The organism is Brevibacillus agri (assembly GCF_004117055.1).
Classification (GTDB): Bacteria; Bacillota; Bacilli; order Brevibacillales; family Brevibacillaceae; genus Brevibacillus; species Brevibacillus agri.
The window spans coordinates 2,680,971-2,707,274 of the sequence record NZ_CP026363.1 but is presented as its reverse complement, the minus strand read 5'-3'; the positions used below and the strand labels follow the sequence as shown (position 1 = coordinate 2,707,274).

At 53.3% G+C, this 26,304-nt stretch carries 24 protein-coding genes; all 24 read right to left on the bottom strand.

Annotated features, from left to right (window positions below; genetic code table 11):
* Positions 1-45: 45 nt before the first annotated feature.
* The 24 genes from BA6348_RS13575 to rbfA all read right to left on the bottom strand — a co-directional run bounded on the left by BA6348_RS13575 (position 46) and on the right by rbfA (position 26,286).
* Positions 46-1,236 carry a stalk domain-containing protein gene (locus tag BA6348_RS13575; protein WP_005834117.1) on the bottom strand — a complete coding sequence of 397 codons (1,191 nt, stop codon included), beginning with the start codon at positions 1,234-1,236 and terminating at the stop codon, positions 46-48.
* 87 nt (positions 1,237-1,323) lie between these two features.
* Entirely contained in the window at positions 1,324-2,283 is a 960-nt protein-coding gene (locus BA6348_RS13570; RefSeq protein ID WP_005834119.1) for an ABC transporter permease, read from the bottom strand.
* Positions 2,283-3,356 (bottom strand): ABC transporter permease, encoded by a 1,074-nt coding sequence (locus tag BA6348_RS13565; protein ID WP_025846068.1) that lies wholly within the window; start codon positions 3,354-3,356, stop codon positions 2,283-2,285. Before BA6348_RS13565 ends, BA6348_RS13570 begins: the two co-directional genes overlap by 1 nt.
* Positions 3,349-4,863, bottom strand: coding sequence for an ABC transporter ATP-binding protein (locus BA6348_RS13560; protein ID WP_174435221.1), 1,515 nt, complete (start codon positions 4,861-4,863; stop codon positions 3,349-3,351). The genes BA6348_RS13565 and BA6348_RS13560 overlap by 8 nt, the downstream gene beginning before the upstream one ends.
* Positions 4,864-4,981: 118 nt before the next feature.
* Positions 4,982-6,040 (bottom strand): BMP family ABC transporter substrate-binding protein, encoded by a 1,059-nt coding sequence (locus BA6348_RS13555; protein WP_005834125.1) that lies wholly within the window; start codon positions 6,038-6,040, stop codon positions 4,982-4,984.
* A 58-nt stretch (positions 6,041-6,098) separates the two neighbouring features.
* Positions 6,099-6,824: a GntR family transcriptional regulator gene (locus BA6348_RS13550; RefSeq protein ID WP_005834128.1), complete on the bottom strand. Its 726-nt coding sequence runs from the start codon at positions 6,822-6,824 to the stop codon at positions 6,099-6,101.
* 204 nt (positions 6,825-7,028) lie between these two features.
* Positions 7,029-9,395: an FtsK/SpoIIIE family DNA translocase gene (locus tag BA6348_RS13545; protein WP_035422725.1), complete on the bottom strand. Its 2,367-nt coding sequence runs from the start codon at positions 9,393-9,395 to the stop codon at positions 7,029-7,031.
* Positions 9,396-9,516: 121 nt separating this feature from the next.
* On the bottom strand, positions 9,517-9,747 hold the full coding sequence (locus BA6348_RS13540; protein ID WP_005834131.1) for a YlzJ-like family protein: 231 nt from the start codon (positions 9,745-9,747) through the stop codon (positions 9,517-9,519).
* Positions 9,744-10,577: a ClpP family protease gene (locus tag BA6348_RS13535; RefSeq protein ID WP_005834133.1), complete on the bottom strand. Its 834-nt coding sequence runs from the start codon at positions 10,575-10,577 to the stop codon at positions 9,744-9,746. Before BA6348_RS13535 ends, BA6348_RS13540 begins: the two co-directional genes overlap by 4 nt.
* Positions 10,578-10,700: 123 nt before the next feature.
* A complete protein-coding gene (locus tag BA6348_RS13530; protein ID WP_005834135.1) occupies positions 10,701-12,377 on the bottom strand; it encodes a ribonuclease J in 1,677 nt (558 codons plus the stop codon).
* Positions 12,378-12,532: 155 nt separating this feature from the next.
* Positions 12,533-13,399, bottom strand: a complete 867-nt coding sequence (gene dapA, locus BA6348_RS13525; protein WP_005834137.1) for a 4-hydroxy-tetrahydrodipicolinate synthase — start codon at positions 13,397-13,399, stop codon at positions 12,533-12,535.
* Positions 13,400-13,457: 58 nt separating this feature from the next.
* Entirely contained in the window at positions 13,458-14,684 is a 1,227-nt protein-coding gene (gene dapG, locus BA6348_RS13520) for an aspartate kinase (protein WP_005834139.1), read from the bottom strand.
* Positions 14,685-14,695: 11 nt separating this feature from the next.
* Positions 14,696-15,736, bottom strand: a complete 1,041-nt coding sequence (locus tag BA6348_RS13515) for an aspartate-semialdehyde dehydrogenase (RefSeq protein ID WP_005834140.1) — start codon at positions 15,734-15,736, stop codon at positions 14,696-14,698.
* A gap of 55 nt (positions 15,737-15,791) precedes the next feature.
* Entirely contained in the window at positions 15,792-16,388 is a 597-nt protein-coding gene (locus tag BA6348_RS13510; RefSeq protein WP_007786853.1) for a dipicolinate synthase subunit B, read from the bottom strand.
* On the bottom strand, positions 16,385-17,284 hold the full coding sequence (gene dpsA / locus BA6348_RS13505) for a dipicolinate synthase subunit DpsA (RefSeq protein ID WP_005834142.1): 900 nt from the start codon (positions 17,282-17,284) through the stop codon (positions 16,385-16,387). The genes BA6348_RS13510 and dpsA overlap by 4 nt, the downstream gene beginning before the upstream one ends.
* A gap of 137 nt (positions 17,285-17,421) precedes the next feature.
* Entirely contained in the window at positions 17,422-17,682 is a 261-nt protein-coding gene (locus BA6348_RS13500) for a YlmC/YmxH family sporulation protein (protein WP_005834144.1), read from the bottom strand.
* 87 nt (positions 17,683-17,769) lie between these two features.
* Positions 17,770-19,023, bottom strand: coding sequence for a M16 family metallopeptidase (locus BA6348_RS13495; protein ID WP_007786849.1), 1,254 nt, complete (start codon positions 19,021-19,023; stop codon positions 17,770-17,772).
* Positions 19,024-19,140: 117 nt separating this feature from the next.
* Complete coding sequence (locus BA6348_RS13490) at positions 19,141-20,112, bottom strand: polysaccharide deacetylase family protein (RefSeq protein ID WP_005834148.1); 972 nt, start codon at positions 20,110-20,112, stop codon at positions 19,141-19,143.
* A 143-nt stretch (positions 20,113-20,255) separates the two neighbouring features.
* Positions 20,256-22,403, bottom strand: coding sequence for a polyribonucleotide nucleotidyltransferase (gene pnp / locus BA6348_RS13485; RefSeq protein ID WP_007786846.1), 2,148 nt, complete (start codon positions 22,401-22,403; stop codon positions 20,256-20,258).
* Between the two features lie 265 nt (positions 22,404-22,668).
* Positions 22,669-22,938, bottom strand: coding sequence for a 30S ribosomal protein S15 (gene rpsO / locus BA6348_RS13480; RefSeq protein WP_025846085.1), 270 nt, complete (start codon positions 22,936-22,938; stop codon positions 22,669-22,671).
* Between the two features lie 133 nt (positions 22,939-23,071).
* Complete coding sequence (locus tag BA6348_RS13475) at positions 23,072-24,013, bottom strand: bifunctional riboflavin kinase/FAD synthetase (RefSeq protein WP_005834156.1); 942 nt, start codon at positions 24,011-24,013, stop codon at positions 23,072-23,074.
* Positions 24,014-24,016: 3 nt separating this feature from the next.
* The gene (gene truB, locus BA6348_RS13470; RefSeq protein ID WP_005834158.1) at positions 24,017-24,943 is read right to left on the bottom strand and encodes a tRNA pseudouridine(55) synthase TruB; all 927 of its coding nucleotides are present in this window, start codon (positions 24,941-24,943) and stop codon (positions 24,017-24,019) included.
* Positions 24,936-25,931, bottom strand: a complete 996-nt coding sequence (locus BA6348_RS13465; RefSeq protein ID WP_122952489.1) for a DHH family phosphoesterase — start codon at positions 25,929-25,931, stop codon at positions 24,936-24,938. The genes truB and BA6348_RS13465 overlap by 8 nt, the downstream gene beginning before the upstream one ends.
* The gene (gene rbfA, locus BA6348_RS13460; RefSeq protein ID WP_005834162.1) at positions 25,921-26,286 is read right to left on the bottom strand and encodes a 30S ribosome-binding factor RbfA; all 366 of its coding nucleotides are present in this window, start codon (positions 26,284-26,286) and stop codon (positions 25,921-25,923) included. Before rbfA ends, BA6348_RS13465 begins: the two co-directional genes overlap by 11 nt.
* Positions 26,287-26,304 lie beyond the last annotated feature (18 nt).

Below are 26,304 nucleotides of genomic sequence, written 5' to 3'. Positions count from 1 at the left end.
AAGCCCTCCTATTCGTCAGGATTCCTTACCGTATAGTCTGTCCCATTACCCAAACAAGCTTACCACTTTGTTTTGCTCCCAGTAACGAAGGTAGTCGTACGGATCGACAGCTCGTCCGTTGTCATTCCGATACAGCCCGAAATGCAGATGAGGCGCAAACATCCCCACCGTACCTGGACCGCCATAGCCTGTATCTCCGACAAATCCGATCAACTGTCCTGCCTTGACCGTCCCCCCGACGCGAAGGCCGGGAGCGTAGGCGCTGAGGTGGGCGTAATACATGCGAAACTGCCCGTTTTTATCGGTAATGTTGATCCGCCAGCCGCCGTACGTATTCCAGCCTACGCGATTGATCGTCCCGTCCGAAACCGAATAGATCGGCGTCCCTTTTGGCGCCATGATGTCGATGCCTTCATGCCTGCGGACACTGCCGTTGTGGCTCTCCGTCCATTCGCGATCGGAACCGAAGCTGTCGCCATACGGCTCGTACCAGCTCGCATCGTTGAACGGAAACAAGTATTCCTGACCGAGCAAGCGTTTATCTCCGACCTTGTCTGCCAGAGGATGCTCCGCTTTTTTCGCCGCGTGCGGCAAAAACAGAATTTGCCCAATCGTCAGTTGATCGCTGGACAAGTAGTTGTTTTTCTTGATCGCACTCATCGTCGTCCCGTGGCGAAGCGCAATGGCCCCGAGCGTGTCATTTGGCTGCACCACGTACGGATTGGCGGCTTCCTCTACCGTGACGGCACGATCCTCCACAGGCTTTGTCTGCACGTGCGCCACGGACGACGTCGCGTCCCACTCCACCTGGTAGCCGAGCGCCTCGCTGACGAAGCGCAGCGGCACGAGCGTACGTTGATTGACGATAATCGGCGGCGCCTCCAGCGTAACCCGCTCCCCGTTCACATACGCCAGCCGACTGTTGACATCGAGCGAGACATGCTTGCCTTTTTGGCCAAAAGAAACGCGCTGTTGCTCGGCATCATACTCGACCTGCGACCCTGTCGCTTCGGCAATCACCCGGATCGGCACGAGCATCCGTCCGTTTTGGCGCAGCGGCAAAACGTCAGACTCCACCCCTTTGCCATCCACTACCAGCGATATGACCGGACCTGGCTCTTTTGCCGCTGCCGTACTGGCTAGTCCGCCAGACAGCCACAGACCAAGACAGGCAAAAAAAGCGCCCAGAATCCCGGCAGAACGTAAACGGCTGCGCTTATGTAGCCAGCAGTTCATTTCTTTCCCTCCCCGCGCAATCTCACAAGAAAAATTATCGCATACGGAAAGGAACGGGTTCCAGACGCAAATTATGTCAACTGATCCTTAACGAGAGCCGGTATCGTACGGTTTGCCCAGTGCGGCAGGAGCGTTGGAGCGTCCAACCAGACCAGCCATGACCAAAATAGTCAGTACGTACGGCAGCATGAAAATAAACTCGGTCGGAATGAACTTGGTCAGTCCGAAAATCTGCACCAAAGACTTGATCGCTTGGGCAACCCCGAAGAACAAGGCAGCGCCCATCGCTCCGGCCGGATGCCATTTTCCGAAAATCAACGCGGCAATCGCGATAAACCCTTGGCCGGATACGGTGTTATGGGAAAAGTTGCTCGTCGTCGTCAGCGAGATTGTCGCCCCGCCCAAAGCAGCCAGCGCACCGCTAATCATGACAGCGGTATAACGCATTCTTTTCACGTTGATCCCAACCGTGTCAGCAGCGCGCGGATGCTCACCGACCGCGCGTAGACGCAAGCCGAACGGAGTTTTGAAGATCAGGTACCAGGTCAAAAAGACCGCGATAAACGCCAAATAGCTCGTCGGATACGCTTCAAAGATAGCATGTCCCAAATACGGGATGTCGTGCAAAAGCGGAATTTCCCACTTAGCAAAGACGCTGGACAAGGTCGTTGTCTGGCCCGCGCCGTTAAAGATGATTTTGGTCAAGTACACGGACAGACCTGCCGCCAAAAAGTTCAAGGCCACGCCGCTGACTGTCTGGTCCGCTTTGAAGGTAACGGAAGCGACAGCGTGCGGAAGGGCAAAAATCGAACCGGCGATCCCCGCCAAAATAAAGCCGATCCACGGAGCGAATGCTCCCAGCGAATCTTGGAACGCGTACGTAATGACGGCACCTGTAAAGGCACCGATAATCATCATGCCTTCCAGCGCAATATTCACGACACCAGAGCGCTCGGAATAGAGCCCGCCCAGAGAGGCAAAAATCAGGGCAGTGGAAAACACGATGGTATCATGAACGAGGTTGCTAAGAATGACTCCCCAATCCATCAGTTTCCACCTTCCTTTTTCTTCTTCAAGATTGGTTTGACAAAAATTTTCACGATGCCGTGCGCCGCCACAAAGAAGATGACCGAAGCGATTACGACACGGATCAGCTCAACAGGCACGCCAGCGCCGAACTTCATGCCGGCTGCCCCGAAAGTGAGAATCCCGAACAAGATGGCGGCAAGCACGACGCCAAGCGGCGTATTTCCGCCGATCAACGCGACAGCGATACCGTCGAAGCCATAGCCTGGCTGCGCAGTCATGATCGCCTGGTAATGGAACACGCCCAAAATCTCGCAAGCGCCGCCAATCCCCGCGAACATGCCGCCGATGAACATCGCATTGACGACGTTGCGGTTTACGTTCATCCCCGCATATTCGGAAGCGTGCGGATTCAGACCTACGGCACGCAATTCGTAGCCGGACTTCGTTTTCCAAAGAATGACGTAGAAAAAGATAGCGGCAAGCACAGCAAGCAAGGTTCCCCAGTGCAAGCGGGCACTGTCAAACATTTGCGAGAGCCAGCTAATCGTAATCATGGATGATTCCTTAATCATTTCCGAACGCTGTTGTCCGGCCGGGATGAAAAACGCATTCATGACCCAGTTTGCCAAGTACAGCGCGACCCAGTTCAGCATGATGCTGGTGATAACCTCGTTCACGCCGCGAGCGGCTTTCAAGTAACCGGCAATCGAGCCCCACAGGCCGCCTGCTACCGCACCTGCAATCACAGCGAGAGGAGCGTGGATGTAAGCAGGAAGATCAAAAGAAACCCCTACTGTCGTCGCAGCGATCATCCCTACAATAAACTGCCCCTCTGCCCCAATGTTGAACAGTCCTGTCCGAAAGGCAAACGCCACTGCAAGACCCGTAAAGATCAGCGGTGTAATCTGCCGGATCGTTTCCCCGAAGTTATACGCGCTTCCGAATACCTTTTCGATCAGGGCCATGTAAGCCTGAATCGGGTTGAAGCCGCCTGCCAGCATGGCGATCGCCCCGGTCAGCAGGCCGAGAATGATCGCGACGACAGGAACGAGGAACGATTCTTTTGTAAAGACGGCAATCACTTTATTCATCGTTTCCTCCTCCAGGCATTCGTTTTCCGCCGGACATCATCAAGCCCAGCTCTTGCTCGCTCGTCGATTTCGCATCGACAATTCCTACAATGCTACCTTCATAAATCACGGCAATCCGGTCAGAGACGTTGATGACCTCATCCAGCTCCAAGGAAAGCAGCAGAACCGCTTTGCCTTTGTCGCGTTGCTCGATCAGACGGCGATGAATAAATTCGATCGCCCCTACGTCCAGACCGCGTGTAGGCTGCGCCGCGATCAGCAAATCCGGGTTTTTGTCCACTTCCCGGGCGATAATCGCCTTTTGCTGGTTCCCTCCGGACAATGCTCGCGCTGGCGTGTAGATCGACGGCGTGCGCACGTCAAACTCCTCAATCAGCTTGGCCGCATGCTTGTCAATCGCGCCATAGTCGAGAAAGCCGTTTTTGTTAAACGTCGGGTGGAAATACGTTTCCAACACCATATTCTCGCTCATGGTAAAATCGAGAACCAATCCGCGCTTATGACGGTCTTCCGGAATGTGCGACAAGCCCGATTCGGAAATATCCCGCGGCGACTGGTTCGTAATGTCTTTGCCATTGAGAAGGACACGGCCACTGGTTGCTTTCCGCAACCCGGTCAAAACTTCAATCAGTTCACTCTGCCCGTTGCCGTCTACGCCTGCAATCCCCAAAATCTCGCCCGCCCGCACTTCCAGGCTGAGATTGTTCAGCGCATTGACGCCGCGGTTGCCCATGGCGGTGAGGTTTTCGACAGCGAGGATGGTTTCCTTCGGCTTCGCCGCGGTTTTATCCACGCGGAAGTTGACTTCGCGCCCCACCATTTTGGCTGCCAGTTCGTCCGGGTTCGTGTCTTTAACCAGCACGGAGTCAATCACTTTCCCGCGACGGATAATCGTGCAGGCGTCGCAGACGGCCATGATTTCCTTGAGCTTGTGGGTAATCAGGATGATGGTCTTGCCCTCTTTGACCAAGTTATGCATGATTTCAATGAGTTCATGAATTTCCTGAGGGGTAAGAACAGCAGTCGGCTCGTCAAAAATCAAGATGTCGGCCCCGCGGTAAAGCGTTTTCAAGATCTCTACGCGTTGTTGCATCCCTACGGAGATATCCTGAATCTTTGCTCTAGGATCAACCTTTAGCCCGTATTGATTTGACAGCTTTTCCACCGCTTTTTCAGCGCTTTGGATATCTATTTGCAACCCGTTTTTCGGTTCGTTTCCTAATACAATGTTTTCTGTTACCGTAAACGTCTCCACAAGCATAAAATGCTGGTGCACCATCCCGATGCCAAGCTCGTTGGCAACGTTAGGGCTTGTAATCTTCACTACTTTTTCGTTGATAAGGATTTCGCCTTCATCTGGTTGATACAGGCCAAACAAAATGTTCATTAACGTCGACTTGCCTGCGCCATTCTCGCCGAGAAGCGCATGAATTTCGCCTTGCTTGACAGAAAGCGTGATGTTGTCGTTTGCCACAATCCCCGGGAACCGCTTGGTAATCCCTCGCATCTCAACTACTTTTTTTACCGAACTCAACCATGCTCACCCCATTTTTTGGGTTTAGTGTGAAGGTAAAGAACAAGGCCAGTTCCTAGAACCAGCCTTGTCCATTTGCCGCTTCATCGTTTTACTTGTCTGGCACCGAGATTTCGCCTTTAACGATTTTTTGCTTGTATTCTTCAACCAGCTTCAGTACGTCTTCTGGAACGTTCTTATTGGAAGTGGAAGCCAAGCCTACACCGTCTTCAGCAAGACCGAGCCATTTGATTTTACCGCCCTCGAATTTACCTTCGGACAGGTCTTTGGATACACGGAATACAGCTTCGTCAACGCGTTTTACCATGGAAGTGAGAGTAATCTCGTCACCGAATGTCAGGGATTGGTCTTTGTCTACACCGATTACCCAAACGTTTTCGCCTTTAGCTTTGCGGTCTTTTGCTTCGTTAAATACGCCATCACCTGTACCGCCGGAAGCGTGGAAGATGATGTCAGCGCCTTGACCGTACATTTGGGAAGCAGTGGATTTGCCAAGGTCAGGCTTGTCAAATGCACCTGTGTACACTTTGATTACTTTAACGCTAGGATCAGCCGCTTTTACCCCTGCTTCGAAACCAACTTCGAAACGTTTGATAACCGGGATTTCAACGCCACCAACGAAACCGACTGTTTTCGTTTTGGTCATTTTCGCTGCTACTACCCCAGCGAGGAAGGAACCTTCGTGCTCTTTGAAGAGAACGGATTCCACGTTAGGCGCATCTACTTCCGCGTCAATGATCGCCAGTTTCGCATCTTTGTTTTCGTCAGCTACTTTTTTCAGGTGATCGCCCATCAGGAAACCGATACCCCAAGTCAGATCCCATTTGTCTTTTACAAATTGAGTCAGGTTAGGTACATACTCAGCATCGCTGGTGGATTGCAGATAGTTTACGCTGTCTTTTGGCAGGTTCAGCTCGGTTTGGAAACGTTGCAGACCTTCCCAGGCACTTTGGTTGAAGGAGTTGTCGTTTACGCCGCCAACGTCCGTAACCATACCAACTCGGATCGCTGTTTTGGCACCGCCTTCAGCGCCGCCATTGCTTGCGCCAGTCTGACCTTGAGGTTGTGCTTCTGGTTTGCTTCCGCAGCCAGCAAGAACAAGCGACAGGCTGAGTGTTGCCACAGAAAGCACGGATAGAACTTTCTTCATCTGAGATTACCCCCTGTTTTTGGTTGATGAAAATTGTTGAGTGAGGTTTCCCCCACGATTACAACCGTCTCCGCACGACGTGAAAGTGAATTTTGTCAGCTCTGAAGTAGTTATGGGAGTATAAAACCGGCTTTTCACTTTCGTCGTAATGAATCTGCTTGAGCAAGAGCAATGGTGTAGATTTGTCGCAGTGCAGCAGATTGGAAACCTTTTCATTGTAGCCCATGGGTTCAATGTGAGCCACTGCATACGAAATTCGCACCCCTGTAGCGCTCTCCAGCCATTTGAAAATGGACTCCCCGCCAGCCGTGTAGCCTTCTGGCACCAAGCGCGCAGGAATACGGTCGATACAGTAGACCACTGGTTCGCCGTCGGCCGTCCGAATGCGCTCTACCGTCAGCACGCCTTCGCCCGGATTCAAGGCCAAGCTTTTCCGCTCCTCGTCTCCTGCCTCGCCAAAGTACGTCTTCAGGATCATCGTTCCTGCTGTGTATCCTTGGCGTTCAATTGCATCCGTCACACTAAAGAGTTCCCCAATTCCGCCTGAAAAAACAGGTTTGGAATTGATAAATGTCCCTACACCGTGTCTGCGAATGACAATTTTCTCTTCTTCCAGAAGACGGAGCGCCTCGCGAAGGGTTGCCCTGCTTACGCCTAACTGCTTGGATAGTTCGGCTTCGGATGGGAGGCGTTCACCGGGACGCAGTTGTCCGGTTTCGATATCACTCTTGATTTTGTCCATAACCAAGAGGAAAAGTGATCGAACATTCCCTTTGATGCTCATCGTCAATTCACTCCTGTTGTCCGCTAGCCATCCCAACAGGTAGGACGTCAGACCTCTGATTCTCATGAGACGTGATAACAACAATTCCCCTCAATCTGTTAAAAATTTTACATGAGGGTCGTCCATCATGCAAGTCAAATATTTTTAACTGCGGCCAGAAAAAATGACTTTGCCAGTTGCACGACACCAGCAAAGTCAAGGGATTTAGGAAATATTGGATTCAATGGAAGGACGAGGCACACGGACCTCTCGCGGCTTCGACCCTTCGTACGGGCCGACGACTCCTTGCGCTTCCATCATGTCGATCAACCGGGCCGCTCGCGTGTAGCCTACCCGCAAACGCCGCTGCAAAAGCGAGGCCGAGGCCGTTTGCGCTTCTGACACGATCTGGACAGCCTGATCGTACAGCTCGTCATCCACGACAGCCTGCTGCTCCTCCTGCACTTCTCCCGGAATCATTTCTTCGTTGTAGCGCACTTCCTGCTGCTCTTTGACAAAGCGGACAACTTCCTCGACTTCCTTGTCAGAGACGAAGGCGCCTTGCACGCGAATCGGCTTGGAGGCTCCCATCGGCAAGGAGAGCATGTCGCCTCTGCCCAGCAACTTCTCCGCTCCGCCCATGTCGAGAATCGTGCGGGAGTCCGCCATCGAGGAGACGCCAAAGGCGATCCGGGAAGGGATGTTCGCCTTGATGACCCCTGTGATGACGTCAACAGAAGGACGCTGTGTCGCAATAATCAAATGAATGCCGGAAGCGCGCGCCATTTGCGCGAGGCGGCAAATCGCGTCCTCGACCTCGCCTGGGGCGACCATCATCAGGTCAGCCAGCTCGTCGACGATGACGACGATGTACGGTAAAGGCGGGCCCTGCACTTGCGCATTGTACATCTCGATGTTGCGGCTGCCCGTTTTCGCAAACAGGTTGTAGCGCCGCTCCATTTCGGCCACGACTTTTTTCAGCGCGACCGAAGCCCGCTTCGGATCTGTCACGACCGGGGCCAGCAAATGCGGGATGCCGTTGTAAACGTTCAGCTCGACCATTTTCGGGTCAACCATCATCAGCTTGACTTCGTCCGGTTTCGCCTTGAACAAGATGCTCATAATCAAGCCGTTGATGCAGACTGACTTCCCGCTGCCCGTAGCTCCGGCCACCAGCAAGTGCGGCATTTTCGTCAGATCGGCCACGATCGGCTGGCCCGAAATATCGCGGCCCAAAGCAACGGTCAATTTGCCTGGCGCATCCTGATATTGCGGCGATTCCAGCACTTCGCGAAGCGACACGACGGCTACCTCGGAGTTGGGAACCTCGATACCGATCGCCGATTTGCCTGGAATCGGCGCCTCGATGCGAATGTCTTTGGCTGCAAGCGCCAGCGCCAGGTCGTCTGTCAAACTGACAATCCGGCTCACTTTTACCCCCGTGGCTGGCTGCACCTCGTAGCGGGTGACGGCCGGGCCGCGATGCACTTCGGAAACCGTCGCGCTTACGCCAAAGCTTTTCAACGTTTGCACCAGCTTGAGCGCATTCGAGGTGTGGTCCACATCTTTGGCCGTTCCCGTTGAACGCGGTCTGGACAGCATCTGCAAGCTCGGCAGCTCATATGGCACCGCTGGCTGTTCTTCTGCCGTCTCCAGCGTCCCGAAAATCTCTTCGTCGCCTTCCAGGGCAAACGTAATTTCCTGTTTCGGTTGTGCGGCAACAGGCTTGGGCGTTTGCGCAGGCTCTGCCGGCCCCCCATCGTCTTCCATCGCGATCCGGTCGGCAAAATCGTGAATGACAGGAATGACAGGCTGCTCCGCTGCCTGCTCGTCGAAGTTCGCCTTCAGCTCTCGCACAGAAATCGCATCCGGGTCAGGCTCGCCAGCTTCTGCCAGCTTCTGCTTGCGCTGCGCGTCCGCTTCCTTCGCCTCTTTTTTCCGGCGCTCGCCCTCTTCCTGCAAAAGCTGCACGGAGTCTTTGACCGTCTCCTTCGCCTTGCCGTAGAAAAGTGCGATTTTGTCCCGGACAAACATCAAAATGTTCACATAAGAAAGATTGAACAGAAACATAAGACCGACGAGAAACAAAAAGACGATAATTAAGCCAGTCCCGATCGTTCCGACGAGGCCGTTTGTGACAGCGAAGAAAAGCGCCCCCACCATGCCCCCGCCCACTCCGGTCGTGGACACTTTTTGGCTGTGATCGAGCCAAATTCTGTCCCATGTGACCCGAATGATGCTCTGCTCGGCGAATTTGCCGTCAGCCGTGATTTGCTTGTACAAAATCATATGGTCCCACGTCAGGATCGCTACACCGATCAGCGCAATCCCAAGCACGCGATAGGTGAGCCGCGGCGCCTGTCTCGTAAACATCATGTGGACAGCCATTCCGATCATCAGCACAGGGATGAGAAAATCCCAGGAGCCGGCAACGAACCGGAACATAAACGCCAGAATATTTTTGCCCAGCCATCCGCTTTCCAGAAGTCCGATCAAGGACAGCACAATAATGAGCAATCCGAGCAGCTCTATTTTGACAACCGAGGCCAATGCCGCTTGTGACCGCTCTCTTTTTCTCCTACTCAATGGCACGCCTCCTTCTGTGCTCACTAACGCTATGTACAAAAATGGTAAAAAGGCAGCCGTATTTTGTTCGGCTGCTGTTCGTACATCATTAGTATAACACAGGAAATTCATAGAAATACAGGACTTCTTAGACGAGCCATTCGGGGTGAAACTGAACTTTTTGTCCGGGAGCGTAATGGGCTTTCAAATAGTCTTGCGGGTCCGGGCTAATCAGCCTGACGATTCTTCCCTCATACGGTCCGGTCCGCTCCACCAGCATAGTCGCATGGCCGTTCGTAATCTCTTCCAGTTCCTGCTTTTCCACCTGGTCCATGTTGGCAAAAACCGTCTCCGTCGGGATAATCGAGTATAAAATCATTGAAGAACCCGCCCCTCCCCGTTTCTTGCTTTTTCAATCAGCTCATTCAGTTTTTTCAGCGCCTTGCCCAGACCGCCGACCTCGTCGATCAAGCCGTACTTGACGGCATCGACGCCGATGACATTCGTTCCGATGTCACGCGTCAGCTCGCCTGTGCGCGTCATCAGCTCGCGAAACTTCTCTTCGGAAATATTCGAATGACGGGCGATAAAGCTGACGACGCGATCCTGCATCTTGTCCAAGTATTCAAAGGTTTGCGGAACGCCGATCACGAGTCCGGTCAGCCGAATCGGGTGAATCGTCATCGTCGCCGTTTCCGCAATAAACGAATACGTGCCGGCAACCGCAATCGGAACGCCAATGCTGTGACCGCCGCCGAGAACAAGGGTCACGACAGGTTTGGACATCGAGGCTACCATCTCGGCAATCGCTAGTCCTGCTTCCACGTCTCCGCCCACGGTGTTCAAAATGACGAGAACTCCTTCGATCTTGCTGTTTTGCTCGGCTGCAACCAGTTGCGGGATGAGGTGTTCGTACTTGGTCGTCTTGTTTTGCGGCGGTAACTGAATATGCCCTTCTACTTGTCCGATAATGGTCATACAATAAATATTGCTTTCCAACTGCGGTACGTTCGTTTGCCCCAATTGGCTGATCGAGTCCAGAAGCTTTTTCTTCGGATCTTCCTGGGCTGGCGCTTCCGCAGGCGGCGTAGCAGCAGGCTCCTGTCCGTCCGGAGGCGTGCTTTCCGAGGCTGCGCCTTTGTCGTTGTTCGCCAGTGAGCTTGTAAAAGGCGGCCTATTTAAAAATTGGTTGTATGGTTGCTTCGACATGGATGATCCTCCCTCCCTTTCCTCTGTAGTATGGATAGCAGATGGGAAAATCATGCGCCGCGAAAGACCAAAAAAAGCCAGGAACCCCGTTGTTTTGGGGGATTCCTGACTCTTTTCCTAGCCTTACACTTCCATGATAATCGGCAAGATCATCGGACGGCGACGAGTTTGCTCGTACAAATAACGTCCCAATGATTCTTTTACGTTGTTTTTGAGGGATGACCATTCGTTTACATTTTCTTCCATGCACTTGACAAGTGTTTGGGTCACTATGCGATTCGCTTCATCCAGCAGTTCCTCGGATTCACGCACGTAGACGAAACCGCGAGAGATGATGTCTGGACCAGACAAAATCGTGCCATTTTGTTTGCTGAGTGTAACGACAACTACCAGTATGCCGTCTTGGGACAGTAATTTGCGATCTCTAAGTACGATGTTTCCAACATCGCCGACACCCAGGCCGTCAATCAGGACATTGCCTGCGTGGACTTTCGGGCCATAACGCGCCCGGCCCCCGGAGATTTCCACCGTGTCGCCGTTATCCAGCAAAAAGATGTTCTCCTCTGGAATGCCCACCTGTTCAGCCAGCAAGGAATGCATTTTCAGCATCCGGTATTCGCCGTGAACGGGAATAAAGTACTTAGGCTTCATTAAATTCAGCATCAGTCGCAGTTCTTCCTGACTGCCATGACCGGAGACGTGGACGGTTCCGTTAGGTCCATGGCCGCCATAAATCACATCAGCGCCAATTCTTGAAAGCTGGTCAATCGTGCGCGCTACATACTTTTCATTTCCCGGAATCGGGGTCGCTGCAATAATGACCGTATCTCCTGGAAGGATGTCAATTTTCCGATGGGCGGATCGGGCCATGCGTGTGAGCGCAGACATTGGCTCTCCTTGGCTTCCAGTAGATAAAATAACGACTTGCTCAGCAGGCAGCTTGTTGATTTCGTCGCTCTCGACAATCAAGCCTTCCGGAACGAACAAATAGCCCAGCTCTCTGCTGATATTGATGACGTTTTGCATGCTCCGGCCGACAACTGTCAGCTTGCGGTTGAACTGCACGGCTGCATCCACGACTTGCTGGATGCGGTGCACGTTCGACGCGAAGGTAGAGACGACGATTCGTCCCGTCGCCTTGCTGAAGACGTCTTTGATCGCGATGCCGACAGAGCGTTCCGATCCGGTAAATCCAGGCCGTTCCGCATTCGTACTGTCAGACAGCAAGCACAATACACCACGATCGCCAATCATGGCCATTTTTGCCAGATCGGCAGCCTGGTTGTTGATCGGTGTTTGGTCGAACTTGAAGTCTCCTGTGTGGACGACGTAGCCTTCAGGCGTTTCCAGGCATACTCCCACACAATCCGGAATACTGTGATTCACCCGGAAAAAAGTCGCTTTCATTTTTCCGAGGACGACCTCTGAATCGCTGTTAATCAATACTCGCTTCGTTTCGTTTAGAATACCCGCTTCTTTCAATTTTGCATCAATCAGGCCGAGGGTAAGTTTTGTCGCATAAACCGGGACTTTCAAATGCTTCAGCACATAGCTGAGGCCGCCGATATGATCTTCGTGTCCATGCGTAATAATGATACCCCGAACTTTGTCGCGGTTCTCTTCCAAGTAGGTGATGTCCGGAATCACCATGTCAATTCCCAGCATTTCCTCTTCCGGGAATTTCAATCCGGCATCAATCACTACGATGTCGTCCCCGCTTTGTACCACATACATATTCTTCCCAATTTCGCCGACTCCGCCCAGGGCGAAAATGAGAACAGAGTGATTCGACTTTGCCAAACGTGTAACCTCCTATATTTAGTTGTCATGTCCACTCAAAAAAACCGCCCCAAATCACTTATTTTCATTATACCCGAAGTGAAAACCCGAACACAAGGAAAAAGAGCCATCCCAATTGTGGAATGGCTCTTTTACGCATCTCGTGCTTTTTTCAGTTAGGCAAACAACGAGTGAACAAATGCTTTTTCCTGTTCGTTCAGCTCCACCAATGGCAGACGTACCCCCCCCACGGAAACGCCGAGCTTTTCCAGCGCGACTTTGGTCGGCCCCGGGCTCGGATACGCGAACAGCCCTTCAAACACAGGCATCAGTTTGCGGTGAATGCTCGCCGCTTCCGCGTGTTTTCCTTGGAAGAAGGCGTCCATCATCTCGGTCATTTGCGGGCCGACAACGTGGCTCGCCACACTGACAATGCCTACCCCGCCAATCGACAGGATGGGCAACGTCAAGCCATCGTCACCGCTGTACAGTTCGAAGCCTTCCGGAGCATGCTCGATAATTTGCGCCATCTGACCCAGGTTGCCGGAAGCTTCCTTGATGCAAACGACGTTGGGCAGCTTTGCCAGACGCAAGGTCGTCTCTGCCGTCATGTTCACAACCGAGCGGCCAGGTACGTTGTACAGCATGACAGGGAGGTCCGTCGACTCTGCCAATGCTTTGAAATGAGCGTACAGACCTTCCTGGGACGGCTTGCTGTAGTAAGGAGCCACAACCATGACAGCGTCTACGCCGATGGACTGAACCTCCTGGGTGAACTCGATGCTGGACGCGGTGTCGTTGCTGCCCGTTCCGGCGATAATGTGGCACTTGCCTTTTGCATACGCAACGGCGTGGCGAAACAGTTCCAGCTTCTCCGCGCGGGAGAGCGTCGGCGACTCGCCTGTCGTTCCGCTCAGTACGATGCCTGTCGTCCCGTTGGCAATCAGGTGATCGATCAGGCGCTCCGTTTTATCGAAATCAATCTGTAATTGTTCATTAAAAGGCGTTACCATGGCGGTAACCAGCCGACCAAAACGTGCCACTAGCTTTCCAACTCCTCTTGTTGTAATCAGTAGGCATCAAAAATGAAAATAAGAGTGCTCACATATGGTGGGCATGCAGATTGAACTGTTGATGCAAGGCACGTACGGCCCGCACCATTTCCGCCTCATGCACCAGTACCCAAATGGTCGTATGGGAGTCGGCCGATTGCAAAATCTGAATGTCTTCTTGCGTCAGAGCCTCAACGATTCGTGCCATGACGCCCGGCACTCCTGTCATTCCTGCCCCGATGACGGAAACCTTTGCGCAATGCGGCAGCAGTTGCGGTTCGTAGCCCATATCTGTCAAGAGCCGCGCTGCTTTCGGTCCCATCTCGTCGTGAACGGTGTAGGCAACCCCCAGCGGATTCACGTTGATGAAATCGACACTGATGTTATTCGTTGCCATCGTTTTGAATACTTGCAGTTGTGTATCGTAGTAGCCTTCCTTGTTGGCCACCTTGATCTGGGTAATGTTCGGCACGTGGGCAATCCCCATGACGACCCTGTCCTGAACCGAATACCCCTTCTTGCCGATCTCCAGCATGGTCGTCACAAGTGTGCCAGGGTCGTCCGAAAACGTAGAGCGAACGCGAATCGGCACGTTGGCCTGCATCGCGATTTCTACCGCCCGCGGATGAATCACTTTTGCTCCCAGGTGAGCCATGTTGCAAATCTCGGTGTACGTCACCATTTCGAGCGGCTGCGCTTCTTCGACGATGCGCGGGTCCGCTGTCATGATGCCCTCTACATCCGTAAAAATGTCTACCATCTCCGCTTGCAGGGCAACGCCGAGAGCTGTAGCTGTCGTGTCGCTGCCACCGCGTCCCAGCGTCGTAATTTCCCAATTCTCTGTCCGCCCCTGGAAGCCGGGCACGATCACGACTTGGCCTGCATGCAGGTCTTGCAAAATGCGGCTCGGGTCAATCGACATAATTTGCGCATTCGTAAAATCGTCGCTCGTCACGATGTTGGCCTGGCCGCCAGTCAAGATAGTAGCCTTGATGCCGCGGGAATTGAGCATGCTGCACATGACAGTCGCGGAGATGATCTCCCCTGTATGCATCAGCATATCCATCTCGCGGCGAGGCAGTTGGTTCCCATTGCTGCGAACCAACTGCAAAAGTGTATCGGTTGCGTACGGGTCGCCTTTGCGCCCCATGGCCGATACGACAACGACGAGGGCATAGCCTTCGTCGATCGCTTTTTCTATATGGTAGATTGCCCTCATCCGGCAATCTTCCGTCGTCAAGGAAGAACCACCGAACTTCTGGACGAGAATCTTCACAAACCTCTCCCCTATGCTCTTGCTTTGATGAGTTCTTCAGCGATTTGTACTGTATTCCATGCTGCACCTTTGAGAAGGTTGTCAGAAACGATCCACATATGCAGTCCTCGAGGATGATGGAGATCACGACGCAAGCGGCCGACAAACACATCTAGCTTGCCGGTAGCATCCGTAGCCAGAGGATATTGCTGTTCTTGCGGCGCATCTACCACCACAACGCCTGGGGCGTTCTCCAGGAGAGCTCTTACCTCGTTCAGGTCGTAATCCTGTTTCAGCTCCACGTAAACTGACTCACTGTGTCCGTAAACGACCGGAATGCGTACGCATGTGGCAGAAACCTGCACAGTGTCATCACCGAAGATTTTTTTGGTTTCATTGACCATTTTCATCTCTTCGTAAGTAAAGCCGTTGTCAGTAAACACATCAATTTGCGGAATCGCGTTGAAGGCAATTTGATGGTGAACAGGCAGTTTTCCTACAGGCAGGACATGACATTCTGCTTCTTTTCCGTCCAGAACGTCGCGGCTCTGGTCGCGCAGCTCGTTGATTGCGGACTGGCCGGCACCAGACACTGCCTGGTAAGTAGAAACGATAATGCGGTCTATTCCAAAACGATCATACAAGGGTTTCAGAGCGGCTACCATCTGAATGGTAGAGCAGTTTGGATTCGCAATGATTCCTTTATGAGCGAGAGCGGCGTCCATGTTCACCTCTGGCACAACGAGCGGCACATCCGGGTCCATCCGGAATGCGCTGGTGTTGTCGATTACGACGGCGCCGTGACGCACAGCGTGAGGAGCCAGTTCCTTGCTCACGCCTCCTCCCGCGCTGAACAGGGCAAAATCGATTCCCGCAAAGCTCTCAGGAGTAGCTTCTTCCAGGACAACTTCTTGTCCCTTGAACGTGACTGTCTTGCCGGCAGAACGTCCGGAAGCAAGCAGCTTGAGCTGTTTAATCGGGAAGTTGCGCTCTTCCAGTAAGCGAATCATTTGTTGTCCGACTGCGCCAGTCGCACCGACTACTGCTACATTGTAAGTCAGTTGGTTAGCCATCTCTTACTCTCCTCCTAATCGCGAAAAGCAGGTGAATTGTTTTTTTGTGTTTGGTTTAGTAGTTGAATCTTTCGATGAGCAAGGGTTGCAATTGCCTACCTTCCAATGCCGCCTCGCATGTTTCCAGTAACAGGTCCATGCGGGCAACGAGCGAGTTTGGCTTTTTGTCCGGAGCATCCTGCCCGAACGGCACGAAATAGATATTCTTCGCCGCCAACAGCTTGGCAATATTGGCAGCGTTTAATCCCAGACCATCATTGGTGGAGATTGCGATGACAAGCGGTCGCAAATTGCGCATGGTCGCCTTGGCAGCCATGAGTACCGCGCTGTCGGTGATGGCATTTGCCAGACGGCTGGTCGAGCTGCCCGTGCAGGGAGCAATCACCATCACGTCCAACAATTTTGAAGGTCCCAAAGGTTCTGCCTGGGGAATCGTCGAAATCAGTTCCTCCCCTGTCAAATCCTTGAGCTGCTGTTGCCAGCTCTGCGAGGTTCCAAAGCGCGTGTCCGTCGTCATGATCGTATTCGAAACGATCGGAATCACTCTCGCTCCGGCGTCCACAAACCGCTTGATTTGCGGCATGGTTTCTTCAAACGTGCAATGCGATCCTGACAATCCAAAGCCAATGGTCTTTCCCTGCAGCATGCTCATGTTGACTCCCCCCTGGTTCTCCTCTGCTCCGCAATGAGACGCGACAAAATCTGGGCCAAAATCTGCCCTGCGGTTTTCGGTGCAACGATTCCAGGTAATCCGGGAGCGAGAAGCGCTTTGATGCCTCGTCTTTCGGCGTATCGAAAATCTGTCCCTCCCGGCTTGGAGGCAAGATCGAGAATAAACGCCGATTGCGGCATTTGCGCAATGATCTCTGCCGTGAGGAGTAGCTGCGGGACGGTATTAAAAATGAAATCAGCATTCGTGACTTGTTGCTTTAGCTCACTGATCGGGAAGGGAGTCAATCCCATCTCATAGATGCGTGCCAAGTGTTCCTGACGCCTAGCCCCCACTCTAACACGCGCTCCCAGTGCATGCAGGGCCCGGGCCATAGACAAACCTGTTCGACCTAATCCCAAAACGATTGACTGAGATCCATGAATCGTGATATCCGTATTTTGAATCGCCATCATGAGTGCTCCCTCCACCGTCGGGATGGAGTTATAGATGGCTACGTCATCGCGATCCAGCAGCTCCACGAGGGGAGTCTGCTTGGATGCCAACAGTTTTTTCAGGTAAGGTTTTGCCATTCCCGTATATACCACGCAATGCTTCGGCAAGCTTTCCACGTGTTGATCCAGAAGCTGCAATTGTTTCGAGCAAAAGATGCTTTCCACAAAGCCTTGGTCATCGGTTCCTACGATGGGCAGGATGAGGGCGTCCACGTCTTTCAACACATCGCATGTTAATGGTCTCTTCGTTGCCCCTGTAAAATTGCTTTCCAGGTTGTCGAAGCCAACTAACGTGACACTGGCGTCCAGTTGAATGCATCGCTTGATGACTTCCAACTGGCGAGCGTCTCCGCCAATGAAGGCAACATGTATGCCGGTTAGCATGCTGCGTTCCCCTTTCCACACATTTTACTGCATTAAATGATCGGAACGCAAAGGTTTTCCTCTTGAAAAAGTTGACGGAAATCCATGCGGTCTACCCCCATCCTATTCGACTCCCGCTACTTCGGTGACACCCCCGCCTACTTTTGCGTAGCTTGTGTCTCTACCTGCGCAAGCGAGATGATGACCATGTCCGGACCGATTTTCACGATCGAGCTCCACGGGATAACCAGGTCCTCCCGTTTTTTTCCGAAGCCAAAGAAGCTGCCGCCGGGCAAAATGATCGACTGAATGACGCCGTTTTCCGGGTGGATGACGAGGTCGGAGTCGCTGATGACCCCCATTTTTTCCCCGTTGTCCAAACCGATGATTTCCTTCCCGCCCAGTTCGCTAAGCCGCATGGAGAAGCCCCCCTTTGTCCTGTTTGCGTTACTGTTGATATACGCAAAAAAATCCGGGCTATGCCGGATTTTTCACAGAGGGAGCTATTAGAGCAACAGATCGTTTTTCACATTGGACGGGTATCCATCCAGCGGGCTTACCATCGCCATCGCCAGCTTAGAGCGGAACAGCTCTTGCGCTACAGCCAGGACCGATTCGTGCGAGACGCGGTCGATTTTGGCGATAATTTCATCGAGGCTGAGATGGCGCTCCAGCAGCAGCTCATTTTTACCGAGGCGGCTCATCCGGCTGTTGGTGCTCTCCAGACTGAGCATGAGGCTACCTTTCAACTGTTCCTTCCCTTTGTTCAGCTCCTTGTCGGTGATGCCGTGATCGGCCACATCGCGCAAGACGTTCGTCACGATATCGAACACCTGCCCCACGTGCTCAGGCGCCGTGCCCGTGTAGACGGTAAACGTGCCCGCTTCCTTGTAGGAGGAATGGTACGAGTAGACCGAGTAGGCAAGCCCCCGCTCCTCGCGAATTTCCTGGAACAGCCGCGAGCTCATGCTGCCTCCCAGGACGTTGTTCAGCAAAATGAGCGAGTAAACGTCCGGATGCCCCACCTTGAAGCCCGGCAGCGACAGGCACAGATGCGCTTGCTCTGTAGCTTTGTTGTGGGCGATCGCGTTTGCCGCGAACGCAGGCTCCGCTAAAGGCGCGAGCTTGCCTGGTCGCTCGAAGCCGCTGAAACGCTTTTTGATCTCTTCAATGAGGCTGTCGTCAAAATTGCCGGCAACCGTTACGACCGTGTTCGTCGGGAGGTAGTGGGCGTTGATGTAGCTGAGCAGGTCATCACGCTTCAGGCTGCGCAGCACGTCTTCCGTTCCCAAAATCGAATAGCCGAGCGGATGCGTGCTGTAAGTCGCTTTTGCGATCAAATCGTGGACGAGATCGTCAGGCGTGTCTTCGTACATGCTGATCTCTTCGATGACCACGTTTTTTTCCTTTTCCAGCTCCTCCGGATCGAATACGGAGTCGAAATACATGTCGGCCAGCACGTCCAGCGCAATCGGAGCGTGCTGGTCGAGCACCCGCGCATAGTAGCAAGTATATTCTTTGGAAGTAAAGGCGTTTACGTTTCCGCCGATCTCGTCAAAAGTCTCCGCGATTTCTTTCGCAGAGCGCGTACTCGTTCCTTTAAAAAACATATGTTCAAGAAAATGGGAAATCCCGTTGTTTTTCTCGTTCTCATATTTCGAACCGGTCCCCACCCAGATGCCTAGCGCAACAGAGCGAACAGACGGAATACGTTCCGTCACAATTCTAAGACCGTTATCACACGTATGACGTTGTATCACACAAATCCTCCTCGGTTAATCATCTCTCTATCCGCAAACTTTCGGGAAGTGAATGTAAACACGTCTAACTATAGCAAACTTCTTTTATCTCCACAATAAAATGAACACGTTTTCGCATCACGGCAGGCGGCGGCTGGAGAGCACCTCGGATACGGTGACCGGGTGCAAGCCCTTTTGCTTGGCAATCGTGAGCAACTGGTCCAGACTGGCCTCTGAGGCTGCTGTCGGGTGCATCAGCACAAGGACGCCGTTGCCCATCAAGCCGCTGATTTTTTTGATGACAAAACTTGGGGAAGGCTTTTTCCAGTCCACGGTATCGGCCGTCCACATGATCGTCTTCATCTGGTAGGAGGCGTGCGCGATTTGCACGACCTGCTTGTTGAACGATCCGGAAGGGGGAGCAAACAAGGCGGGCTTGATCCCCAGTGTTTTGGAAATGACGTCCTGTGTGCGGCTGATCTCCTGGTGGATGCGCTGCGTCCCCAGCGTGCTCATGTCCGGATGCGAGTAGGCGTGATTGCCGATCTCATGGCCGCGCGCGGCAATTTTTTTCGCCTCTTCCGGATAGCGCTTGACCCACGAGCCATCCAGAAAAAACGTCGTCTTCACTTTGTGCTTATCCAATGTATCCAGCATCGAATCCAAGTATTCATTGCCCCAGGCTACGTTAATCATGAAGGAAATGGTCGGCTTCTTCGGATTTCCCCGGTAGATGGGCTGCGCCCCAAGCTGATCGAGCGAGACGGCTGGCGGAACTTCCTTGTAGACCAGCATTTCCGGCCCGGTCACTCCGGCAGCGAGCATCTTTTCCACGGACGCTTCCACGTCCACGACGCGTCCGTTGTAGCCAGGGATCGCTTTCCACGTCTGATCCACGACGGCATCGACAGGCGCTTCCTCCCGTCCTTCCTTCCACTGCTCAATCTGGGCCCGCAACCGCTCTTTTTCATCCAAAATTTTTTCCGCCGTCACGACCTGATCGTTTTTGACAAAGCTGATGTATTGGTGGATCGGCTGGTATTGCAGCAGCAGCGCCATCGCTCCTGCGACAAAGACCGTAACCCACAGCCTCCTCTTTCTTTCAGCCATCGTGGAGCCAGCCCTCCTCTTTGTACGTACAAGTCTCTCTTTGTCCAATGTATGAACGAGGCGAGTGACTTAGACATTTTGGCCAAAAGAAAAAAGCTTCCGTACACGAATTTCTTCGAGTGACGAAGCCTTTTGTTTGTCGTTTATTCTGCTTGGGTCGGTGCCTTGTCGGCCTGAGCTGCGGCCGCTTGTTCCTTGAGCACGGCTTTGCGGGACAAGTTGATGCGACCTTGATCGTCGATCTCGGTTACTTTTACTTGTACCTTGTCGCCAATTGCTACGACATCTTCCGTCTTGGCTACGCGTTCCTCAGCCAGTTGGGAGATGTGACACAAACCTTCCTTGCCAGCAAACAGCTCGATGAACGCCCCGTACTTCTCTACGCGCTTGACGGTTCCCAGATAAATCTGGCCGACCGCAACCTCGCGAACCAGGTCCTCGATGATTTGCTTCGCGCGCATGTTCGCTTCGTGGTTGATCGAAGCGATGAACACACGTCCATCTTGCTCGATGTCGATTTTGACGCCGGTTTCTTCGATGATTTTGTTGATGACGCGACCTTGTGGGCCGATTACATCGCGGATTTTGTCCGGGTTGATGGTCATGGTCAAAATCTTCGGCGCGTAAGGAGACAGCTCTTTGCGCGGTTCGGAAATCGTGCTCATCATGTGCTTGAGGATGTGCAGGCGACCTTCGCGCGCTTGCTCCAGCGCTTGCTGCAAAATTTCCCGATTGATCCCGGAAATTTTGATGTCCATCTGAATCGCCGTTACGCCAGCCTCGGTACCTGCTACCTTGAAGTCCATATCGCCTAAATGGTCTTCCATGCCCTGGATGTCTGTCAAAATGGAGAAAGACTGTTCATCCTTGCTCATAATCAAGCCCATGGCGATACCGGCTACAGGAGCCTTGATCGGTACTCCGGCATCCATCAGAGCCAGCACGCTCGCGCAAATGGAAGCTTGCGATGTCGAGCCGTTGGACTCAATGACTTCGGAAACTAGGCGGATCGTGTACGGGAACTCGTGCTCGGAAGGAATGATCGGCTCGATTGCACGCTCACCCAACGCTCCGTGCCCGATTTCGCGACGGCCTGGAGGACGCAGCGGACGAGCTTCCCCTACGCTGTAAGGCGGGAAGTTGTAATGGTGCATGAATCGTTTCGATTCTTCCAGTCCAAGACCATCGAGAATTTGCACATCGCCCAGCGCGCCCAGTGTGCAGACGCTCAACGCCTGTGTTTGACCGCGGGTAAACATCGCGGAACCGTGCGTGCGGGACAAAATGCCAGTCTCGCTGGAAAGCGGACGAATTTCGTTCAAAGCTCGTCCATCCGGGCGAACTTTTTCTTCTGTAATGAGACGGCGAACTTCGTCCTTGACGATGTTGCCCAGCACTTCGCTAATCATTTTCTCCTGCTCTGGATAAGCTTCCGGATCTTTGGCAGCGAAATGTTCCTTCGTCTCTTCCTTGATGTTGTCAATCGCGTCGTAACGCGCCTGCTTCTCTTCAATCCGAACGGCTTCTTTCAGACGTGCTTCTGCAAATTCGCGCACAGCCTGATCGATTTCCGGATCGACTTCATGCAGGATGACTTCCATTTTTTCTTTGCCGATTTCGGCTACGATCTGGTTTTGGAACTCCACCAGTTGCTTGATAACCTCATGGCCGGCCATGATCGCTTCCAGCATAACGGACTCTGGCACTTGGTTAGCGGCTGCTTCCACCATGTTGATCGCTTTGTGTGTACCTGCGACTACGAGGTGAATATCGCTTTTTTCTGCCTGCTCCACAGTCGGGTTGATGATGAACTCGCCGTCAATGCGCCCAACGATGACACCGGCAATCGGTCCTTCAAACGGAATCTCGGAAACGCATAGAGCGGCAGACGTCCCGATCATAGCGGCGATTTCCGGAGAGCAGTCCTGGTCAACCGACAGAACAGTATTGACAATTTGTACGTCGTTGCGGAATCCTTCTGCAAAAAGGGGACGGATCGGGCGGTCAATCAAACGGCTTGCCAAAATGGCTTTTTCGCTTGGGCGACCTTCTCTTTTAATAAAGCCGCCGGGAATTTTACCGACCGCATAGAGACGTTCCTCATAGTTGACAGTCAACGGGAAGAAGTCGAGCGCTTTCGGCTCCTTCGAGACTGTAACTGCAGACAGGATTGCCGTATCGCCGTACCGAACCAGAACCGAGCCGTTCGCCTGTTTGGCCATTTTGCCAAATTCCAGCGTCAGCTTGCGGCCTGCCAGTTCAAAATCATATGTACGGTATTGTTGCTCCATGATGCTAGCAGTCCTCCTTTGCGACAATGTGCATATCTACACTTTGTTTTCTACCTGTATGTATTATTTCCTGCCACCGTGAAAATTAAATGGTGAGCTTTGGCAGTCGTTTTGGATAATAAAAAAAGCTTCTGTTGAAGCCAATTCCATTGCGCCTGTATCGCATGCTTTGTGTTATCGCTTCAGAGAGCCTGACAGCAAGAAGCGCCAAGCTCTCCTACACGATAGAAAAAGCGGGAAGAACCCGCTTTTTACAAAACGCTGACTAGCGGCGCAGACCCAGGCGGTCTACTACCGAACGATAGCGTTGAACATCTGCTTCACGCAGGTATGTCAACAGGTTGCGGCGTTGACCTACCATTTTCAACAGACCACGACGGCTGTGGTGATCTTTTTTGTGCGTACGCAAGTGTCCGTTCAGGTTGTTAATGTTTTCGGTCAAGATAGCGATTTGAACTTCCGGCGAACCGGTGTCGTTCTCGTGAGTACGGAACTCTTGGATCAGTTGAGTTTTACGTTCTTGAGACAATGCCATCATGACTCACCTCCTTATTTTATATCCCGTTAGCCGAGTCTGCCGTCGGTGAGCATCGGACAGCCAAGCTACGGTTATCTGTACAACGTTTTGAATTATAGCATATCATTTCAGGAAAAGCAAAGAGATTCCGTTACGAGATTCCCTCGGCAAATTTGCGCTTGGCCATGTCTACGTCGCGGCCGATTTGCGCGATCAGCGCATCCACACCGCCGAACTTTTGCTCTTCCCTGATGTAGAACAGAAATTCTACTTCGACTTCCTTGTCGTAAATGTCACCAGAGAACTCGAAAATGTGCACTTCTAGTGATTTTTCTTTCTTCTCCAGCTCAAACGTAGGCTTGATCCCGACATTCATCACGCCGAAGTAGCTCTTGGAATCGACCGTGAAGCGCACGCCGTACACGCCGTTTTTGCCGATGAGATAAGGCTGTCCGACCCGGACGTTCGCCGTCGGGAAGCCGATCGTGCGCCCGCGCTTGTCGCCGTGAACGACCTTGCCGCGCACCTTGTACGGGCGGCCCAGCAGATGGCGCACCTGCTCGACATTTCCGTGGTGGAGATACTCGCGGATGATCGTGCTGCTCACTTTTTCCCCCAGCCGGTTGACCGGGCTGATGATGTCGAGCCCGTAGCGGCCTTTGCTCATCTCCTGCAGCGTTTGGGCGGTTCCCATTCCCCTGTAGCCAAACGTGTAGTCGAAGCCGACCACGACATGCCGGCACGCGAGGGGAAGCATGCACTCGGTAATGAAGTCCTCCGGGTAAACCGCGGCAAACCCGATATCGAACTTCATGACATACGTCCTGTCTACCCCCATCTTTTCGAATTGCTCCAGCTTGTCGGAAAGCGGAGTGAGGTAGCTCGTATAGCCGCTTTGCCCAAGAACCTCGCGCGGATGGGGGTCGAACGTCAGCACCGTACTCTCCCATCCGTTCGTTTTTGCGGTGTCAATCGCCTTTTGAATCACCCGGCGATGTCCAATATGTACGCCATCGAAATAGCCAAGCGCAATCGCGCATGGCGTCGCCTGCAACTCATTTGGTAGTGGATAGGTCAGGGAGATCGTTTTCACGGTTTACACCTCGGCTGGAAAGACTTTTTCTGCTTTGGCGAAAAGACCTTTGTCCCCACGGCACACGCGATGAATCCCCAGCAGCTCTTCGCCTGCAAACAGGCAGATCAGGCTGCCTACCTCGGCATCGACTCCTGGCAGCGCAGTCGCCAGTCCATTGCGCACCGCACGGGTTCGCTCCGGTTTGACCTGATAAGACGGCAAAAATGAAATCGCCTGTGGGATGGAGACAAGATAACGGGAGAGGTCCTCCCCACTCGCAGCCCGCTCCTCCAGTTCCTGAAGAGGAATCGCCTCCTCCTCTACGAACGGACCGCTCTTGATTCGCCGAAGCAGTTTCATATGGGCAGGATAACCCAGAGCGCGACCGAGGTCAACACATAAGGTGCGCATGTACGTCCCTTTCGAGCATGTGCACGTGAACGAGATATCGACGCTGTCCCCGTCTACCTTGATCTCGTGGAGCGTCAGCTCGTACAGCGTCACTTTGCGCGGCTGGCGCTCGATGACCGTGCCTTCGCGGGCCAGGTCGTAGAGGCGCTTCCCGTTTACTTTTACCGCGGAAAACATCGGCGGGACCTGCTCGATCTCTCCCAAAAACGATTGCAGCAATTGCTCGATGCGCTCTACCGTAATCGCGGCTGCGTCTACCGGAGCTTGCTCCAGCACTTCACCGGAGGCATCCTCCGTCGTCGTCGCGGAGCCGAGCCGCAAGACGACGTTGTAGCGCTTGGGCAAATCCTGCAAATACTCTACCAGGCGAGTCGCGTTGCCCACGCAGATCGGCAGCACGCCTGTCACATCGGGGTCGAGCGTTCCCGTGTGTCCTACCTTTTTCGTTCCATACAGCCGGCGGATGCGCGCCACACAATCGTGGGAAGTCATGCCCGCCGGCTTGTCGATTACCAGCACGCCGTGCGCGTTACTCATCGTGTTTCACTCCTAATGCTGGCTCCAGTACGTCCCATACTTTTTGTTTCGCTTCCGCGATCGTCCCTTTGACCGTGCAGCCGGAAGCTTTGGCATGCCCTCCGCCGCCGAGTTGCTTGGCAACAGCCGACACGTCCACGCGATCTCTCGCGCGCATGCTGACCTTGACGATTCCCGGCTCCGACTCCACAAAGGAAACGCCGACCTCGACGCCTTCGATGTTGCGGCAGTAGTTCACCAGTCCGCCTGCATCCTCGCGCTTCGCCTCTGCCTCGGCAAAATCATCGACCGACACGCAAATGGAGGCGACGAGGTTTTGGTGGGACAACTGCAACGTCTGCAGGGCGCGGCGCAATATTTTGACATGCGCAAACGTGATTTCCTCCAGGCATCGCTCCGCCACTTCGCCCGGCTTCACCCCGTAGGTCAGCAAGCGGGCCGCGATTTCCATTACCCGTGGCGTCGTATTGGAGTAGCGAAAGCCGCCTGTGTCTGTCAAAAGGCCGGTATAGATGCACAAGGCGAGTTCTTCGTTGAACGCGATTCCCGCCTCTTCCGCCACTTCAAACAAAATTTCCGCTGTCGCCGCCGCTTCCGGCCGCACCAGGTTGACCGTTCCGAACATGTCGTTGGTCGGGTGGTGGTCGATATTGAGGACAGCGGCGCCAGATGCAAATAAAGGCCGCACATCGCCCATCCGTGACTCATCGGCACAGTCTACGGCGATTACGGCCTCGAACATTTCGGTCAGCGGTTGTTTGCGCAGGTTGCGCAAGCGGTCAAAACGCGGCAAAAAGTCAAACTTGAGCGGCGTTTCCCCTTCGTTCACCACTACGTACTCTTTTCCCAACTGTTCAAGCATGAGCACGACTCCAAGCGCAGAGCCGGTAGCATCGCCATCTGGATTGACATGGGAAAGAACCAGGAAGCGGTCATGCTCCCGGAAAAAGCGGGCCGCTTCCTCTACTGCTGCTCGATTAGGATTCATCCTGTTTCTCTCCTTCTGTGGAGATTTCCCGCAGGATCGACTCAATTTTGGAACCGTAGTCAATCGACTCATCCAACTTGAAGACGAAGTCGGGAATATGGCGTAACTTGACGCGTTTGCCAATTTCGGTACGCAGGTAGCCTTTGGCTTTCGTCAGTCCTGCCAGAGAGTCTTTGCGCTGCTCCTCGCTGCCGAAAATGCTGACGAATACTTTCGCAAGCTGGAGATCGCTGCTCACTTCTACATCCGTTACCGTAACAAAGCCGACGCGAGGATCTTTCAGTCCACGTTGCAAGATGAGGCTCAGTTCTTTTTTGATTTCTTCGCCGACGCGGCTCATTCGTGTTTTGTTCATCTATTCTCACCTCCGCTG